Raw genomic sequence first — 17,194 nt, 5'->3', positions numbered from 1 at the left:
TATTTTGCATAACATCCCTCGCCAACGCTCGATCGAGCACTTACCCGGATATCCAGGATGCGGTTCGAAGAACTCGTCGCGGAAAAACAAGACACATTGACAGGTTCCGACCGCAAGCTGGTCGATGTCCTGCTATCCGACACGACCGTGGGCAGCTTCATGCCCGCGCACAAGATCGCCGAGCGTGCGGGCGTCCATCCGTCGACGGCGGGCCGCTTGGCGCGCAAGCTGGGATTCGACTCCTACCGTGCCATGCGCGAAGCGATGGTGTTCGATCTGGACGCATCGGCCCGAGTGCGCAACCGCATCGATAACGCCACGGGCGGCACGCTGCTGGAATCGCTCGTCGCCGGCGAAATCGGCGCACTCAGCCGACTGGCTGAGCAGGTCGGCCAGAAAGACATCGCGACCGCCACCGATTGGCTGCGGCGCGCGCGGCACATCATTGTCGTCGGTGAAAGCCATGCCGGCAGCCTGGCCGAACTCTTTGCCCGGCGCCTGAAGCGTTCCGGCTACCACGCCGTGGGCCTGTCGCATGCCGATTGGCAAGCAGCGGATGAACTGATCAGCCTGACGGACAAGGATCTGGTATTCGGCTTGATCTTCCGTCACGACAGCCCCGGGGTGGCGCAGGCGTTGAAGCTCGCGCGCGAAACCGGCGCGGGCAGTGTGCTGCTCACCGACCTGACTCTCGCCCCCATGGCGCAGCTGACGATTACCGCGCGCCGTGGCGAACCGGGGGAGTTCCACTCCCTGACGGTACCCATGGCGATATGCAACACGCTGATCCTGGAGCTTTCCCGCGTCGATCACGGCCGTTCGCTCGACGCACTGGGGAAGCTGGAAAACCTGCGGCTCAGTTTCGAAAGATCCGTCACGCCGCCTCGTCGGCGCTGATCCGCCTATCCACTCATCGTTCACGACGCGCGCGGGAGACAAACATGTTCGAACCAAACCGGTATGCCGCCAAGGGCGTGCTGTGGTGCATGGCGGCGCTGGGCATCGCGCTGACCCCCAGCACCACGGTGCATGCCCAGTCCACCGCCGACACAAGGCCCGTCCTGACGGTCGCGGTCAACGAACTGGCCCGCACGCTGGATCCGGCGGCGGGCAACGGCAACGTCGACGTCCGTGTCTATTACTCCATCTACGACACCCTTATCCGGCGCGACTTCAATCACCCGGACGCCGACGGCGGCGCCAGGCTGGAGCCAGGGCTGGCGACCAGTTGGGCCTGGACCACGCCGACCACCTTCGAGGTAAAGCTGCGTCCCGGCGTCGTCTGCCAGGACGGCAATCCCTTCAACGCCGACGACGTGTTGGCGACGTTCTCGCCGGAGCGGCTATGGGGACCGGACGCCTATTATGCGGAAGGCCCGGCCTACTTCGGCAATTTGACCAAGGTCGAAAAGCTGGACGACATGACGGTGCGCTTCACCACCGCGCAGCACGATGCCGCGATCGAACAACGCCTGTCCAGCTATATGTCTTTCGTCATATGCGACGAAGCCTGGAACAAATACAGGAAGGATGGCGTGCCCGCCAAGACATGGATGGACGAAGCAGCGAAGGCGCTGCGCTTCAACCCTGTCGGCACCGGTCCCTACAAGTTCGCCAGTTACCAGAAGAACGACCACATCACGCTGCAGGCCTTCGACCGCTACTACGGTGGCCGGCCCGCCGCCCGGACAATCACCTTCAAATCGGTGCCGGAAGTGGCCGCGCGCATCGCCGGCGTGGTGGCTGGCGACTACGACATCGCCGCCGAAATCCCTCCGGACCAATGGGATGCACTGGCAGGCTACAAGGACCTGACCCTGAAGACCATACCGCTGGAAAACAGCCACGTGGTGGTCTTCAATACCAGCGACCCGCTGCTTTCCGACAGGAACCTGCGTCAGGCCCTTAGCCTGGCGATCGACCGCAAGGCCTTGATCGACGCCTTGTGGAAGGGCCGGACCTTCGCGCCGAACGGCTACCAGTTGCCCAGCTTCGGCAATCTGTACGACAAGGACCGTGCCGGCTACCGGTACGACCCCGAACAGGCGAAGAAGCTGCTGAAGCAAAGCCGCTACAAAGGCGAGGAAATCTCGTACCGCCTGATTCCCAACTACTACCTCTACAACGTCGAAGCCGCGCAGATCATGCAGGAGATGTGGCGCGCCGTCGGCATCAACGTGCGCATCGACTTCGTCGATAGCTTCAAGGACGTCCGCAAGCCCGGCGTGCAGATGTACGCGTGGTCCAACACCTATCGCATCCCGGACCCCACCGGCTCGCTGCTGATTCTCTGGGGTCCGAACTCCGAGATACAGAAATCGCAGAAGTTCTACACCCCGGATCCCGCGTTCAACACGCTCGCGCAGTCCCTGTACACCGCCACCGATCCGGCCCAGCGGCGCGCCACTTACCGTCAGATGCTGGACATCTTCGAGAACGACATGCCCATGACCATGCTGTACAACCCCGTCACGGGCTATGCCATGAAGAAAAACGTCCGGTGGCAGCCATACTCGCAGTACTACATGGACTTCCGGCCTGACAACCTTTCCTTCGGATCCCGGTAAGTGCCGCCCCTACTTTCCGTCCAGGACCTGAGCGCCGGCTTTCACACGGCAGGGGGTTTCGCTGGCGTGCTGCACGAAGTCAGCTTCGACGTCGGCCCCGGCCGCACGCTATGCATCGTCGGCGAAAGCGGCAGCGGCAAAAGCATCACCTGCCAGGCCATACTGGGCCTGCTGCCGCGTAATGGCCGCATGACCGGCGGCCGCATCCTCTTCGACGGCCAGGACCTTGCCGTCCTGCCCGAACGCGAACTGCGCCGCGTGCGCGGAGCCGGCATCGGCATGGTATTCCAGGACCCGCTGGGCTCGCTCAACCCCGTGCACACTGTGGGAAGCCTGCTGGACGAAACCCTGGCCCTGCACACGCCGCTTACCCGGGCACGGCGTGCCGCCCGAGCGGCCGAGCTGCTGGAAATGGTGGGCATTCCGGAGCCGGGGCAGCGGCTCGCATCCTATGTGCACCAGTTCTCCGGCGGCATGGCGCAACGCGTGATGATCGCCATGGCGCTGGCTTGCGGTCCCCGGCTGCTGATCGCCGACGAACCCACCACGGCATTGGACGTGACCATCCAGGCCCAGATACTGGATCTGCTCGACCGCCTGCAGGCCGAACTCGGAATGGCGCTGCTTTTCATCACGCACGACCTGGGCGTTGTCGCCGAGATGGCGGATGACGTGGTCGTGATGCGCAACGGATGCGTCGTGGAAAGCGCGCCGGCGGCGCTGCTGTTCCGGCAACCGCGGGAAGACTATACGCGCGAACTGCTGGCCGCCATGCCGCGCCTGGATACGCGCGCGCCGATCTACCGCTGGCGCGAGGAGTGGGCATGACGGCGTCCACCTCACCCGCCCCGCTGTTGGAAGTCCGCGAGCTGCGCCGCTATTTCGGCGGCGGACGCACGCTATGGCGGCACGCCCCGCGCATTCACGCCGTCGAAGACGTCTCCTTTCACGTGCGCACCGGCGAAACCCTGGGACTCGTCGGCGAAAGCGGCTGCGGGAAGTCCACCACGGGCCGCATGATCGTTGGCCTGGAGCGCCCCACCCGGGGTGCCATTCGCTTTCGTGGGCAGGATCTGTCCGCCCTGACCGAGGCGCAATGGCGCGGCCGGCGGCGCGATGTGCAGATCATCTTCCAGAACCCGCTGTCCGCGCTGGACCCGCGCCTGCCGATAGGCCGGCAGATACGGGAACCGCTGGACCTGCACGCCATCGGCCCCGTCGCGGAACGCGATGCCGCGGTGGACGCATTGATGCACGCGGTGTCCTTGCCCGCATCCCTGCGCGACCGCTTTCCCCACCAGGTCAGCGGCGGACAGGCACAGCGCGTCGTCATCGCGCGGGCGCTGGCGCTCAAGCCCAGCCTGATCGTCTGCGACGAACCGGTATCGGCGCTGGACGTTTCCGTACAAGCCACCGTCGTCACCCTATTGGAAAAACTCCAGCACGACCACGGCATCGCCTATCTGTTCATTTCCCATGACCTGCGCGTCGTGCGGCGACTATCGCATCGCGTCGCCGTGATGTACCTGGGCCAGATCGTCGAAGAAGGCCTGACCGACGATTTATACGAACAGCCTCTGCATCCCTACACCCGGGCGCTGCTTTCGGCCATTCCCGATCTGTCGGCCACCGGCTCACGCGAAGGCACGCGGCGCATCGTCCTGAAAGGCGATCCGCCCAGCCCGGCGCGGCCGCCCGGCGGATGCCGCTTCCATACCCGCTGTCCGCATGCGCGGGATCGCTGCTCGACGGAAATGCCCGCGCTGCGGACCATCGAAGGCGGCCATGCGGTGCGCTGCCATTTCGCCGGACAACTGGACATCTAGGGCCCGCCAGGAACAGGAAGGAGACCCCGCATGCATACGCCCTTGATCATTGCCCATCGCGGCTATTCGGCGCGCTATCCGGAGAACACGGAATCCGCGTATCGGGGCGCCATCGCCATCGGCGCCGATATCGTCGAAAGCGACGCCCGGCTCTCGCGCGACGGCGTCGTCCTGGCCTGCCACGATGCCACGCTCGACCGCATCGCCGGCGATGCGCGCGCCGTCGCCGACATGACGTCGGCTGAACTCCAGGCTGTCGCCCTGGACGGCGGAGAGCGCCTATCGTTCCTGCCGCGAACATTGCTGGACATCGCCCCGTTGCGGCCAGTGCTGATCGACGTGAAAACGCCCGACCTGACGCTGATGGAAGCGATCATTCGTGACATACGGGGTTGCGATGCCATCGGCAAGGTCTGGATAGGCGCGCGCGATCCCGCGCAGTTGGCTCTGGCCCATGCCCGGCTACCCGGCGTCCGCCTGTTGGCACTTCTGCCCGACTACACGCTTGCCGATGAATTCGCGCGGGCGGGCGCTCAGGTGTTTCGCGTATGGGAAGGCCAGATGGACGACCCGGCCGCCGCGCGGGTACTGCGCGAGCGGCCCGCCTGGATCACGATGGGCGGCAAGGATACGCCGTGCGCAGTGGGCGACACCACGCCGGATCGCCTGGCCAGGGTCCTGGCGCGGGAGCCGCGAGGCGTCCTACTGAACGATCCCGCCCTGATGACCGGCCCACGGGCGCCGCGGCGGGAGGCGGCATGAACACACGCCTGCTGATGCGCAAGCTGTCGCGCGGCCTGTTGACCGTATGGATCATCGTTACCTTTACCTTCGTCGCCCTGAACCTGTCGGGCGACCCCATCGAAGCGCTGGTGGGAGACCAGGCGTCGCCGGAGGTCGTGCAGCAGTATCGTGCCAGGTTCGGCCTGGACCGCCCGCTCTGGGAACAATACATCTCGTACCTGGCCAACCTCGCGCAGGGCGATTTCGGCCTGTCGCTATCGGAGCAGCGGCCCGCCACGCGGCTCATCGCGGCAGCGCTTCCCTACACGCTGCGCCTTGGGCTGACGGCTTACGGATTCGGCCTGGTGCTGGGCCTGGCGCTGGGCATCGTCGCGGCGCTTAACCGCAACCGGCCCGTCGATCGCTTCGTCATGAGCTTTGCCGTCCTGGGCTTCAGCCTGCCCAATTTCTTCCTGGGCATCCTGCTGATCCTGCTGTTTTCGTTGCGCCTGCGGCTGTTGCCCAGCGCGGGCGCCGACACCGCATGGCATCTGGTCCTGCCCGCAATAACGCTGGGCACGCATTTCGCCGGCGTCTTCGCGCGCTTCACGCGTTCGGCGATGCTGGAAGTACTGAACCGGCAATACATGGTGGCGGCGCGCGCAAAGGGGGTACCCCGTTTGCGGCGTGTCATCTGGCACGCGCTACCCAATGCCGCCATTCCCATCGTTACCATCGCGGGCCTGAAGCTGGGCGACCTGGTGGCCGGCTCCATCATCGTGGAAACCGTATTCGGATGGCCCGGCGTCGGACGCCTGCTGGTCGGATCGGTCACCTCGCGAGACTTCGCCGTGGTCCAGGCCATATTGATATTGACCGCGGTGACGATGGTCCTGACCAACCTCGCCGTGGACTTCATCTACACGTTGCTCGACCCGCGCATGCGCACGGCGCGCAAGGAAGGCTAGCCCCATGTTGTCCGCATTGTCCTGGCGCAAGGAAAAGCCGGCGGCCCGCGGCGCCGCCCGGCGTTATCCCATGCTGGTATTGCTGTCCCTGCTGTTCATCGCGCTGCTGTTCGGCGTGTCGTGCCTGGCCGACGTGCTGGCGCCCTACGACTATCGCACACAAGCCCTGCGGTTGCGGCTGGCGCCGCCAGTCTTCCTGGGCGGCAATAGCGCCCACTGGCTGGGCACGGACGAACTGGGCCGCGACATACTCAGCCGCCTGCTCTATGCGATCCGCTTCAGCCTGCTCGTGGCCCTTGGGGGCACCGCCATCGGCGCGGCGGTGGGCACCACGCTGGGTTTCCTGGCGGCGCATTTCCGCGGCTGGGTCGAAGAAGCGATCATGATGCTGACCGATGTGCAGGCTTCGCTGCCCTTCATCCTGATCGCGCTGGCCCTGATCGCCGTCTTCGGCGGCAGTTTCATGCTCTTCGTTTTCATCATGGGCTTCTATGGCTGGGAGGTCTTCGCTCGCCTGACGCGGGGCGTGGTGATCTCGGCCAACAACCAGGGGTATGCCATGGCGGTCAAGGCGCTGGGCGCCCCACCCTGGCATATCTATGCCAGGCACATCCTGCCCAACATATTGAGCGTGCTGATCGTGCAATTCACCCTCAATTTCCCGCAGGTGATCCTGCTGGAAACTTCGCTCAGCTTCCTCGGCCTGGGAATACGCCCGCCTTTGACCAGCCTGGGGCAAATGCTGGGATCCGGGCGCGCCTTCCTGACAACGGCATGGTGGATCGCGATCTTCCCGGGCGCCATCATTTTCCTGACGACGATGTCCATTTCCATCCTGGGCGACTGGATACGCGACCGGCTGGATCCGGCGCTGCGCGACGCCAGATAACCACCTAAGGTGCAAAAGCAATAACGAGCTGAATGAAGGTGCCAACCCAAAGCTGAACGTGACATGACAATCCGTTGAACGATTCCGGGCGCCTGGGCCACCCCTCCCGCGGCGCCATCCCGGGGGGGCGATTGGCCCGCCATCCCGGGCGGCACACGCCGCTTCCGCCGCCCGCGGTCCCCGGCGAACTTGGCACGGCGGCCGGCTTGTCCGATGATCCCGTCTTCGACGTCAAAAATAAAGGAACCTCCATGCCTTTCGCATTCAATGGCGCCGCGCGCATCTACTGGCGCAGCGACGGCTCCCGCTCGCTGCCCGTTCTCGTGCTGGGCAACTCGCTGGGCACGGATTTCTCGCTATGGGATCCGGTCCTGCCGCGGCTGATGCGGCATTTCCGCGTGGTTCGCTTCGACATGCGGGGACACGGCGCCTCCGACGCCCCGGATGGCGACTACACAATGGACGAGCTGGCCGGCGACCTGGCCGCCGTCGTCGACGCGGCCGGGCTGGACAAATTCCATTACTGCGGCGTATCCCTGGGCGGCATGGTCGGCATGGCATACGCGCAGCGATCGGACCATAAGCTGGGCAAGCTGGTGCTCTCGAACACCGCCGTACAGTTTCCCCCGGACGTCTGGAGCACCCGCATCGATAACGTGCGGCGCGGCGGCATGGCGGCGATCGCCGACGGCGTGCTGGCCCGCTTCTTCACGCCGCCCTTCCTGGCGCTGGACGATCCGCGCGTCGAACGCGTGAAGGAAACCCTGCTCTCCCTGGAGCCGCATGGCTACGCCGGCTGCTGCGCCGCCATCCGCGACATGCGGATCGCCGACGGGCTGTCCTCGATCCAGGTCCCCACCCTCGTCCTGACCGGCGCGCACGACCAGTCCACGCCTCCCGAGCGGGGGATGGAAATTGCCGGCGCCATCGCGGGCGCCACAGTGACCGCGCTGCCCGGCGCCCACATCCCGATGGTCGAGCTACCGCTGCAATGGAGCGACGCCCTGCTCGACTTCCTGGCGCCGGAAGGCCAGCTCGCGGAAAGCGAGCGTTACGCGCTGGGGCTGGAGCGACGGCGCGAGATCCTCGGCCGCGCCTACGTCGACGCGCGGCTTGCCGCCCGCACGGAGTTCAACACCGGGTTTCAGGAAATGATCACCCAGCTCGCATGGGGCAAGGTCTGGACATCCACCCGCGTCGACGACGCGACGCGCCGTATCGTCGTCATGGCCATCACCGCGGCGCTTGGCCGCTGGGAAGAGTTCGAGCTTCATATCGACGCGGCTTTGCGCGCCGGCTTGGAAGCCCGCCTCATCGAAGAGGCCCTGTTCATGGTCAGCGTCTATGCCGGCGTGCCGGCCGCCAATACCGGCTTTGCCATCGCGGGAAAGTCGCTGAAGAAGTTCATGGAGATCGGGTGACGTATCCCAGGGCCGGCGCTGACGCGGATCTTGTGCCGCCTGGATAATCCGGCATAGCGGATGGATCTATCGCGCCGCGGGCCGGCGCCGGGACGCCGCCTGACGTAGGCAATGAATCAATTGCGTGGCCACCGGCGTCGGCGTGACTTCGCGCAACGCGATGATGCCGACGCTGGGCAGCTCCAGATCCACCCGCAGGCGCAGTACCGAAAGCAGCCCGGATTGCTCGAACTCCCGCGCCGCGCTTTGCGCCATGAAGCCGACCGCGCCGCGCCGCCGTACGAAAACCGACACACCCAGGTAGGAAGACGTTTCGACGACGTCCTCCGGCGGCTGCACGCCGTGGCGATGAAACTGCTGTTCCAGCTTGACCCGCAGCGACGCCCATGGCGGCGGCATCACGCAGGGCGTGGCCGCGACCTGCGCCCAATCCGGTTTGCGCCGCCGCGCCAGCGGATGACCGGGTGCCACCACGGCCACCATGGGCTCGGCGTACAACGCTTCGGTCGTCAGGTCCGGTGAAGCGTAGCCTGGCTCCAGCCTCCCCACGAACAGGTCGACTTCGCCCAGGCGCAGCTTGGGAAGCAGGTTGGTCAGGTCCCCTGTCTCTATCAGCACCGTCGCGCGGGTGGATTGCTGCTTCAACAGCACCACCGCGTCGGCCAGCAACGGCGACAGCGCCACGCCCATCGCGCCGACTCGCACACGCCCCACCGCCCCGCTTTCCAGGGCGCCGATTTCGTCGCGCGTGCGTTCGTATTGCGCGAGCACGGATCGCGCGAAACGCACCATCGCCTTGCCGGCCTGCGTCGGTTCGGTGCCGCGCGTGGATCGCAGGAACAGCACCTGCCCCAGCATCGCCTCGATCTCCGTCAGCATGCGCGACACGGCGGGTTGGCTGACGGACAGGAACTCCGACGTCCGGCCCAGGTGCCGGAACTGATCCAGCGCCACCAGCAGCTGCAGGTGGCGCAGCTTGATATTGCTGCGCAAGACACGGTCGAGTTGGGCCATGCGCGGAGTTTACTTAACCAAAATGGTATGTAGCAATGACGATATTTGAATGGAGTGTTATGTAGTGGCTGGCCCACAATGCGAGGCAAGTCCGGGCGACAGACCCGGGCGGCAACCGAAAGCGAGGAGACCATGAAAAAACAGCCTGCGATCCAACCACTGCGCCGGGCATTGCTGCTGGGCGGCGCCGCCGCCGTGGGCACGGCCCTGCTGCCCCGGGGTGCCCGGGCGGCCGGCTTTCCCAACCGGCCCATTACCTTTATCTGTCCGTGGGCGGTGGGCGGAACGGCGGACCAATCCATGCGTGTGCTGTGCCAGGTAACCGGCAAGGTGCTGGACCAGACCATCGTGGTGGAAAACCGCGCGGGCGCATCCGGGATGATCGGCGCGAAGGCGCTCGCCAGCGCGAAGCCGGACGGCTACACCATCGGGCAGATTCCGATTTCCGTGACGCGCTTCTCGCAGCTGGGCATGCTGGCGGCGGATCCGCGCAGCGATTTCACCTACATTGCCCGGACGTCGGGACAGACCTTCGGCATCGTGGTCAAGGCGGACTCGCGCTTCAAGACCCTGGCGGATATGGTGCAGTACGCGAAAAGCCATCCCGGTGTCGTGACCTATGGCCATGCCGGCGTGGGCGGTGCGACGCACGTCGGCATGGAACAGTTCGCCATGGCCGCCGGCATCCGCCTCAATGCCATTGCCTACAAGGGCGGGGCGCCCGCCCTGCAGGACCTTTTGGGCGGACAGATCGACATGCTGGCCGACTCCAGCTCCTGGGCGCCGCAGGTCGAATCCGGCCATCTGCGCCTGCTTGCGACGTGGGGCGCGCAGCGTCCGCCGCGCTTCAGCAACAGCCCCACGCTGAAAGACCTGGGCTACGACCTCGTCGTCGACGCGCCCAATGGCGTCGGCGCCCCCAAGGGCCTGGACCCCGCCGTCGAACAGGTGTTGCGCGATGCCTTCCGCAAGGCGGTCGCCAGCAGCGAGTTCAAGCAGGTCGCGGACAGGCTGGACGCGCCGGTCATGTACCTGGACGGGCCGGACTACCAGCGCTACGTCGTCCAGGTCTATGACCAGGAAACACAATTGATCGAACGCCTGCACCTGAAGGCGATGCTGCAACAAGGCTGAACCGTGACGTTTTCCCCGCTTATCCGCCTGCACCCCGCCGACAATGTATTGATTGCGCGCGACAGCCTCACGCTGGGGCAGGCCGTTCCCGGCCACGATCTGCGCATACGGGCGCAGGTCCCGGCCGGCCACAAGATCGCGGCACGGCGGATCGCGCGGGGCGAAGCGGTGCGCAAGTACGACGTGATCATCGGCGTGGCCGGCCGCGACATCGAGGCGGGCGACCACGTACATACGCACAACGTCGAACTGGCGGATTTCCAGCGCGATCCGGCTTTCGGCCAGGATGTCGTGCCGGTCGCCTATGTGCCGCGCGCCCGCCAGGCCCGCTTCCTGGGCTACGTTCGCCCGGACGGACGCGTGGGCACCCGCAATTTCATCGGCATCCTGTCCTCGGTGAACTGTTCGGCGACGGTCATCAAGTCCATCGCCGCCCATTTCAATACGGAACGCCTGGCCGCCTATCCCAATGTCGACGGCGTGGCGGCATTCGCCCATACCAGCGGCTGCGGCATGTCCTCGCCCAGCGAACATTTCGACGTGCTGCGGCGCACGCTGGCCGGGTATGCCCGGCATCCCAACCTGGCCGGGGTGTTGATCGTGGGGTTGGGCTGCGAGCGTAACCAGGTGGACGCGCTGGTCGATACGCAGGGCCTGGCCAAAGACCCCCGCGTGCGCACGCTGGTCATGCAGGACGCCGGCGGCACGCGCGCCACGATCGCCGCCGGGATCGCCGCCATCCAGGCCATGCTGCCCGCCGCGAACGAATGCCGCCGGACGGAAGTACCCGCGAGCCACCTGAAGATAGGCCTGGAATGCGGAGGATCGGACGGGTTTTCCGGCATTACCGCCAATCCCGCGCTGGGTGCCGCCATGGACATCCTGGTGCGCCATGGCGGCACCGCGATTCTGTCGGAAACGCCGGAGATCCATGGCGTCGAATACCTCTTGACCCGGCGCGCGGCCAGCCGCGAAGTGGGTGAGAAGCTGCTGGCCCGGCTTGCATGGTGGGAACGCTACACCGCCGGGCAGAACGCGCAGTTCAACGGCAAGGTGGGCCACGGCAACCAGCAGGGCGGCCTGGCGAACATTTTCGAGAAATCGCTGGGATCGGCGATGAAGGGCGGCAGCACGCCGCTGCAGGCCGTATACGAGTATGCCGAGCCGATAGACCAGCCGGGCCTGGTCTTCATGGACTCCCCCGGCTACGACCCGGTCGCCGTCACCGGCCAGATCGCCAGCGGCGCGAACCTGATCTGCTTCACCACCGGACGGGGATCGATGTTCGGCTCCAAGCCCGCGCCCACGCTCAAGCTGGCCAGCAACTCGCCCATGTACCGCCGGCTGGAGGAAGACATGGACATCAATTGCGGACGCGTGCTGGACGGCGAGCTCGGCATCGAAGAAATGGGACAACGCATCTTCGAACACATCCTGCTGGCGGCGTCCGGCACGCGCACCAAAAGCGAATTGCTGGGGCTGGGAGACCACGAATTCGTACCCTGGCATCTCGGCATCGTCAGCTGAACCCGCGCGCACACTCCGATTTTTTTCATTGTCCATTCCGAGTCGCATCCATGCCTGCCCTGAATCCCTTCAAATCCGCGCTGGCGTCGGGGACGCCGCGCATCGGCCTGTGGCTTTCCATGGCCGATCCCTATCTGGCGGAAGTCGCGGCCACCGCCGGCTTTCACTGGCTGCTCGTCGATGGCGAGCACGCACCGAACGACCTGCGCAGCACGCTGCACGCCCTGCAGGCGGTCGCCGCCTATGCGTCGCACCCCGTCGTGCGGATACCCGATAGCGATCCGGCGCGCATCAAGCGCATGCTCGACATCGGCGCGCGCACGCTGCTGGTGCCGATGGTCGATACCGCGGAACAGGCGCGCGCCCTGGTCGCGGCCACGCGCTATCCGCCGCGCGGCATCCGCGGGGTGGGCAGCGCCGTGGGCCGGGCCTCGCAATGGAGCCAGCGCGCCGATTACCTGGCGGTCGCCGACGACGAGATCTGCCTGCTCGTACAGGCGGAAACCACCACCGCCCTGCAGAACCTGCCGGCGCTGTGCGCCACCGAGGGCGTCGATGGCGTATTCATCGGACCGGCCGACCTGGCCGCTTCGATGGGACACCGCGGCAACCCCGGCCATCCGGACGTCCAGGCGGCCATCGAAGCGGCGATGCGGACCATCGTGGCCGCGGGCAAGGCCGCCGGTACATTGACCTCCGACCCCGCGCTGGCGCGACGCTATCTGGACCTGGGATGTACCTTCGTCGCCACCGGCGTGGACATCCTGATCTTCGCCAACGCGGCGCGCAAACTCGCGCGCGACTTCGCCTGCTGACGCCGCCGCGCAGCGGGCATCCCCAAGGATTCCGATATGACAACGAAGACCTGGCGCATCGCCGTCATCCCCGGCGATGGAATCGGCATGGAAGTCATGCCCGAAGGGCTGCGCGTGCTGGAGGCCGCATGCCGGCGCTTCGGCATTGCCCTGGAGTATCGCCACATTGCCTGGGCGTCCTGCGAGTACTACGCGGCGCACGGCCAGATGATGCCCGACGATTGGAAGGAGCAGCTGCGCGACTGCGACGCCATCCTCTTCGGTGCGGTCGGCTGGCCCGCCACGGTGCCGGACCACATTTCCCTCTGGGGTTCATTGCTGAAGTTCCGCCGCGAGTTCGACCAGTACATCAACCTGCGGCCCGCGCGCTTGTTCGAGGGCGTGCCCTGCCCGCTGGCCCATCGCAAGCCAGGCGACATCGATATGATGATCGTCAGGGAGAATACCGAAGGGGAATACTCCGCCGTCGGCGGCACGATGTACGAAGGCACGGACCGCGAAGTGGTCATGCAGCAGGCGGTCTTCTCGCGGCATGGCACCGATCGCGTGCTGCGCTTCGCCTTCGAACTGGCCGCCCGCCGGGGCAAGACCCTGACGGCCGCCACCAAGAGCAACGGCATCTCCATCAGCATGCCGTGGTGGGACAAGCGCGTGGAAGATATGGCGCGGCAATATCCATCCGTGAGCTGGGACAAACAGCATATCGATATTCTCTGCGCGCGCTTCGTCCTGAATCCGGACCGCTTCGATGTCGTGGTGGCCTCCAATCTGTTCGGCGATATTCTTTCCGACCTGGGACCGGCCTGCACCGGCACCATCGGCATCGCGCCGTCGGGCAACCTGAACCCGGATCGCCGCTTTCCGTCCCTGTTCGAACCGGTGCATGGCTCGGCGCCGGATATCGCCGGACGTGGCATCGCCAACCCCGTCGCCATGATCTGGTCGGCCGCGATGATGCTGGATTTCCTCGGCGACGGCCAAGGCGCGATGCGGCAGGCGCACGACCTGATCCTGGACGCCATCGCGACGGTGCTCAGGCACGGCCCGCATACCGGTGATCTCGGCGGCAAGGCGGGCACCGTCGAAGTGGGCAAGGCCGTGGCCGCGCTGGTCGAATCGGGCGCACGATAATGGAGACTTCCCGTATGGACAGCAAGGCGCCCCACCCGCAAGCCGGCCCCCTCATTCGCCCGCACAACTTCATCGACGGGCGCTGGACGCCCGGCCATGACGGCCAGGGCTTCGCGGTCACCGACCCCGCCACCGGGCTGCTTATCGCCGAGGTGCCCGACAGCGGGCCGCAAGATGCCCGTGCCGCCGTGGACGCGGCCGCGAAGGCACTGCCATTGTGGCGCGCGCGGCTGCCGCGGGAACGGGCCGCGCTGCTGCGGCGCTGGCATGCGCTGATCCTCGAGCGGGAGGAAGACCTGGCCGCGCTGATCTCCCTTGAACAGGGCAAGCCCATGGCCGAAGCCCGCGGCGAAGTCGCGTACGGCGCGTCTTATGTGGCCTGGTTTGCCGACGAGGCCAACCGCATCTACGGCGACATCATCCCGGACCAGCAGCGCGGCAAGCGCATGACGGCGATCAAGGAACCCATCGGGGTCGTGGCCGCGATCACACCCTGGAACTTTCCCCTGGCCATGATCGCGCGCAAGATCGCGCCGGCGCTGGCAGCGGGCTGCACCGTCGTGGCCAAGCCCGCGGAAGACACGCCATTGACCGCGCTGGCGCTCGCGCTGCTCGGGCAAGAGGCCGGATTTCCGAATGGCGTGCTGAACATGGTCACCGCATCGCGCGCGCGAGCTGCCGAGACCGTCGATGCCTGGCTGCAGGACGGCCGGGTGCGCAAAATAAGCTTCACCGGATCGACACCGGTAGGCAAGCACCTGGCGCGGGAATCCGCGGCAACGCTGAAGAAGCTTTCGCTGGAGCTCGGCGGCAACGCGCCCTTCCTGGTATTCGAGGACGCGCAGCTGGAAGCCGCCGTCGACGGTGTCATGGCGGCCAAGTTCCGCAATGGCGGCCAGACCTGCGTCTGCCCGAATCGCGTCTATGTGCAATCGACGGTCTACGATCGCTTCGCGCGCCTGCTGCGCGACAAGGTGGCCGCCTTGCGCGTGGGGCCGGGCTCCGATCCCGCGACCCACGTCGGGCCCATGATCAATGCGCGCGCCGTGGACAAGATCGCCCGCCATGTCGACGATGCGCGCCGTCACGGCGCCACCGTGCTGGCCGGCGGAAAGCGCCTGGAGGCGCTGGGGCCGAACTATTACGCGCCCACGGTATTGGGCGACGCCAATGCCTCGATGGCCTTGTGCGCGGAGGAAACCTTCGGCCCCGTCGTGCCGCTATTCCGCTTCGACGACGAAGCGCAGGCCGTTGCCGCGGCCAACGATACGCCCTTCGGACTGGCCGCGTATTTCTACAGCCAGGACCTGCGGCGCATCGAACGCGTATCGCGCGCCCTGGAATCCGGCATCGTCGGCATCAACGAAGGCGCGCTGGCATCGGAGGCCGCGCCTTTCGGCGGCATCAAGGAATCCGGCTACGGCCGCGAGGGCTCCCGGTACGGACTGGACGACTACCTGTCGATCAAATACCTGTGCCAGGGCGGGCTGGCGTAGCCCGCCCTTCACGGTCATTTGAACGACGCCCCCGGGTCGTCCGCGCCGCCGCCATACACGCTGGTCCCGTAGCCTCCTTGCACATCTATCTTCACGGAGGACGGATCGACCTGCGACTGGTCGCCCTTGTAGTGCATCACCATCGCGGGCACCAGCATCACCGTCGCCACCATGACCAGCTGGATAACGATGAACGGCACCGAGCCCCAGTAGATCTGCCCGGTGGTCACCGGCGCGATGGTGCGCCCGGTGACCTTGTCCCGGTAGGGATCCTTGGGCGCGACCGAGCGCAGGTAGAACAGCGCGAAGCCGAACGGCGGATGCATGAACGAGGTCTGCATGTTCACCGCCAGGATCACCCCGAACCAGATCAGGTCGATGCCCATCTTCTCGGCCACCGGCCCGAGCAGCGGCACGATGATGAAGGCCAGCTCGAAGAAGTCCAGGAAGAACGCCAGCACGAAGGTCAGCACGCTGACCACGATCAGGAACCCCCACTGCCCGCCCGGCAGCCCGGTCAGCAGGTGCTCGACCCATAGGTCGCCGTTCACGCCCCGGAAGGTCAGGCCGAACACCGTCGAACCCACCAGGATGAACACCACGAAGCACGACAGCTTGGTGGTGGTGTCCATCGCCTGCTTGAGCAGGTCCAGCGTCAGGCGCCGGCGCGCCAGCGCCATGGCGATGGCGCCGACCGCGCCCATCGCCCCGCCCTCGGTGGGCGTGGCCACGCCGATGAAGATCGTGCCCAGCACCAGGAAGATCAGGAACAGCGGCGGGATCATCACGAAGGTCACCCGCTCGGCCAGCGCCGACAGCAGCCCCAGGCGCAGCACCTTGTTCACGATGGCGATCACGAAGGCCGTCAGCCCCCACAGCAGCAGGCTGAGCACGATGCGCTCGTCGGCCGGCGCCGTGTCGTTCTCCATCCATTGGCCCAGCGCCCAGGCCACCGTCACGGAAATCGCCATCAGTACCAGCAGCGAACGGCCCCCGCGCGTGCCGTTGGATTCGCGAAACCGCCGCGCCTCCTCGGGCAGCGCCGGCGCCGAGGCCGGCTTGATCACGCACATGATGGCCACGTACACGACATACAGCCCGGCCAGCACGAAACCCGGCACCATCGCCGCGCGATACATGTCGCCGATCGAGCGGCCCAGCTGGTCGGCCAGGATGATCAGCACCAGCGACGGCGGAATGATCTGCGACAGCGTGCCCGAGGCGGCGATCACCCCGCTGGCCAGGCGCCGGTCGTAGCCGTAGCGCAGCATGATGGGCAGCGAAATCAGCCCCATGGAGATCACCGACGCCGACACCACGCCCGTCGTGGCCGCCAGCATCGCGCCGACGAACACCACCGCGAAGGCCAGGCCGCCGCGTACCGTGCCGAACAGCTGCCCGATGGTCTCCAGCAGGTCCTCGGCCATGCCGGATCGCTCCAGCACCAGCCCCATCAGCGTAAAGAACGGCACCGCCAGCAGCGTGTCGTTGGAGATAATGCCGAACACCCGCTGCGGCAGCGCCTGGAACAGCGCCGGCGTCAGCAGGCCCGCCTCGATGCCGACCAACCCGAACAGGATGCCGTTGGCCGCCAACGCGAAGGCCACCGGAAAGCCCAGCAGCAGGAATACCACCAGGGTGGCGAACATGATGGGCGCCAGGTTGGCGATGAAAAAGTCCATC

Annotated in this window: 15 protein-coding genes; 13 read left to right on the top strand and 2 right to left on the bottom strand. The window is 66.3% G+C overall.

Going from position 1 to position 17,194, the window contains the following annotated elements; translation table 11 throughout:
• The first annotated feature begins 57 nt into the window (after positions 1 to 57).
• From CAL28_RS03710 to pcaDC, 8 genes are all read left to right on the top strand, one after another.
• The gene (locus CAL28_RS03710) at positions 58 to 897 is read left to right on the top strand and encodes a MurR/RpiR family transcriptional regulator (protein WP_094840039.1); all 840 of its coding nucleotides are present in this window, start codon (positions 58 to 60) and stop codon (positions 895 to 897) included.
• Positions 898 to 941: 44 nt separating this feature from the next.
• Positions 942 to 2,567, top strand: a complete 1,626-nt coding sequence (locus CAL28_RS03705; protein WP_176463862.1) for an ABC transporter substrate-binding protein — start codon at positions 942 to 944, stop codon at positions 2,565 to 2,567.
• On the top strand, positions 2,568 to 3,395 hold the full coding sequence (locus tag CAL28_RS03700; RefSeq protein ID WP_094840037.1) for an ATP-binding cassette domain-containing protein: 828 nt from the start codon (positions 2,568 to 2,570) through the stop codon (positions 3,393 to 3,395).
• A complete protein-coding gene (locus tag CAL28_RS03695) occupies positions 3,392 to 4,393 on the top strand; it encodes an ABC transporter ATP-binding protein (protein WP_094840036.1) in 1,002 nt (333 codons plus the stop codon). The genes CAL28_RS03700 and CAL28_RS03695 overlap by 4 nt, the downstream gene beginning before the upstream one ends.
• A 30-nt stretch (positions 4,394 to 4,423) precedes the next feature.
• On the top strand, positions 4,424 to 5,155 hold the full coding sequence (locus CAL28_RS03690) for a glycerophosphodiester phosphodiesterase (RefSeq protein ID WP_094840035.1): 732 nt from the start codon (positions 4,424 to 4,426) through the stop codon (positions 5,153 to 5,155).
• Positions 5,152 to 6,084: an ABC transporter permease gene (locus CAL28_RS03685; protein ID WP_094840034.1), complete on the top strand. Its 933-nt coding sequence runs from the start codon at positions 5,152 to 5,154 to the stop codon at positions 6,082 to 6,084. Before CAL28_RS03690 ends, CAL28_RS03685 begins: the two co-directional genes overlap by 4 nt.
• A 4-nt stretch (positions 6,085 to 6,088) precedes the next feature.
• On the top strand, positions 6,089 to 6,973 hold the full coding sequence (locus CAL28_RS03680) for an ABC transporter permease (RefSeq protein ID WP_094840033.1): 885 nt from the start codon (positions 6,089 to 6,091) through the stop codon (positions 6,971 to 6,973).
• Between the two features lie 251 nt (positions 6,974 to 7,224).
• Complete coding sequence (pcaDC, locus tag CAL28_RS03675; RefSeq protein ID WP_141218134.1) at positions 7,225 to 8,394, top strand: bifunctional 3-oxoadipate enol-lactonase/4-carboxymuconolactone decarboxylase PcaDC; 1,170 nt, start codon at positions 7,225 to 7,227, stop codon at positions 8,392 to 8,394.
• A gap of 66 nt (positions 8,395 to 8,460) precedes the next feature.
• Here pcaDC and CAL28_RS03670 read toward each other — a convergent pair whose 3' ends face one another.
• The gene (locus tag CAL28_RS03670; protein WP_094840031.1) at positions 8,461 to 9,408 is read right to left on the bottom strand and encodes a LysR substrate-binding domain-containing protein; all 948 of its coding nucleotides are present in this window, start codon (positions 9,406 to 9,408) and stop codon (positions 8,461 to 8,463) included.
• Between the two features lie 132 nt (positions 9,409 to 9,540).
• On the opposite strand from CAL28_RS03670, the gene CAL28_RS03665 reads away from it, so the two are divergent.
• Genes CAL28_RS03665 through CAL28_RS03645 form a run of 5 tightly spaced genes read left to right on the top strand, consistent with a single transcriptional unit; the run spans position 9,541 to position 15,511 of the window.
• A complete protein-coding gene (locus tag CAL28_RS03665) occupies positions 9,541 to 10,542 on the top strand; it encodes a Bug family tripartite tricarboxylate transporter substrate binding protein (protein WP_094840030.1) in 1,002 nt (333 codons plus the stop codon).
• Positions 10,543 to 10,545: 3 nt separating this feature from the next.
• A complete protein-coding gene (locus tag CAL28_RS03660; protein WP_094840029.1) occupies positions 10,546 to 12,069 on the top strand; it encodes a UxaA family hydrolase in 1,524 nt (507 codons plus the stop codon).
• A 50-nt stretch (positions 12,070 to 12,119) separates the two neighbouring features.
• Positions 12,120 to 12,884: a 4-hydroxy-2-oxoheptanedioate aldolase gene (gene hpaI, locus CAL28_RS03655; protein ID WP_094840028.1), complete on the top strand. Its 765-nt coding sequence runs from the start codon at positions 12,120 to 12,122 to the stop codon at positions 12,882 to 12,884.
• 36 nt (positions 12,885 to 12,920) lie between these two features.
• Positions 12,921 to 14,015 (top strand): tartrate dehydrogenase, encoded by a 1,095-nt coding sequence (locus CAL28_RS03650; protein ID WP_094840027.1) that lies wholly within the window; start codon positions 12,921 to 12,923, stop codon positions 14,013 to 14,015.
• A 14-nt stretch (positions 14,016 to 14,029) separates the two neighbouring features.
• Positions 14,030 to 15,511, top strand: a complete 1,482-nt coding sequence (locus CAL28_RS03645) for an NAD-dependent succinate-semialdehyde dehydrogenase (protein WP_094840026.1) — start codon at positions 14,030 to 14,032, stop codon at positions 15,509 to 15,511.
• Between the two features lie 14 nt (positions 15,512 to 15,525).
• Here the strand turns inward: CAL28_RS03645 and CAL28_RS03640 are convergent, their stop codons facing one another.
• Positions 15,526 to 17,193, bottom strand: a complete 1,668-nt coding sequence (locus CAL28_RS03640; RefSeq protein WP_094840025.1) for a TRAP transporter large permease — start codon at positions 17,191 to 17,193, stop codon at positions 15,526 to 15,528.
• Position 17,194: the final 1 nt, after the last annotated feature.

This window comes from Bordetella genomosp. 11 (assembly GCF_002261215.1).
Taxonomy (GTDB): Bacteria; Pseudomonadota; Gammaproteobacteria; order Burkholderiales; family Burkholderiaceae_B; genus Bordetella_C.
The sequence above is the reverse complement of the archived record's forward strand: the minus strand, read 5'-3'. Positions and strand labels throughout refer to the sequence as shown.

What these genes read in the sequence shown, in the direction of transcription:
- CAL28_RS03710 (WP_094840039.1), top strand. Translation starts at nt 58, where the DNA reads ATGCGGTTCGAAGAACTCGTCGCGGAAAAACAAGACACATTGACAGGT.
- CAL28_RS03705 (WP_176463862.1), top strand. Translation starts at nt 942, where the DNA reads ATGTTCGAACCAAACCGGTATGCCGCCAAGGGCGTGCTGTGGTGCATG.
- CAL28_RS03695 (WP_094840036.1), top strand. Translation starts at nt 3,392, where the DNA reads ATGACGGCGTCCACCTCACCCGCCCCGCTGTTGGAAGTCCGCGAGCTG.
- CAL28_RS03690 (WP_094840035.1), top strand. Translation starts at nt 4,424, where the DNA reads ATGCATACGCCCTTGATCATTGCCCATCGCGGCTATTCGGCGCGCTAT.
- CAL28_RS03685 (WP_094840034.1), top strand. Translation starts at nt 5,152, where the DNA reads ATGAACACACGCCTGCTGATGCGCAAGCTGTCGCGCGGCCTGTTGACC.
- CAL28_RS03680 (WP_094840033.1), top strand. Translation starts at nt 6,089, where the DNA reads ATGTTGTCCGCATTGTCCTGGCGCAAGGAAAAGCCGGCGGCCCGCGGC.
- pcaDC (WP_141218134.1), top strand. Translation starts at nt 7,225, where the DNA reads ATGCCTTTCGCATTCAATGGCGCCGCGCGCATCTACTGGCGCAGCGAC.
- CAL28_RS03670 (WP_094840031.1), bottom strand. Translation starts at nt 9,408, where the DNA reads ATGGCCCAACTCGACCGTGTCTTGCGCAGCAATATCAAGCTGCGCCAC.
- CAL28_RS03665 (WP_094840030.1), top strand. Translation starts at nt 9,541, where the DNA reads ATGAAAAAACAGCCTGCGATCCAACCACTGCGCCGGGCATTGCTGCTG.
- hpaI (WP_094840028.1), top strand. Translation starts at nt 12,120, where the DNA reads ATGCCTGCCCTGAATCCCTTCAAATCCGCGCTGGCGTCGGGGACGCCG.
- CAL28_RS03650 (WP_094840027.1), top strand. Translation starts at nt 12,921, where the DNA reads ATGACAACGAAGACCTGGCGCATCGCCGTCATCCCCGGCGATGGAATC.
- CAL28_RS03645 (WP_094840026.1), top strand. Translation starts at nt 14,030, where the DNA reads ATGGACAGCAAGGCGCCCCACCCGCAAGCCGGCCCCCTCATTCGCCCG.
- CAL28_RS03640 (WP_094840025.1), bottom strand. Translation starts at nt 17,193, where the DNA reads ATGGACTTTTTCATCGCCAACCTGGCGCCCATCATGTTCGCCACCCTG.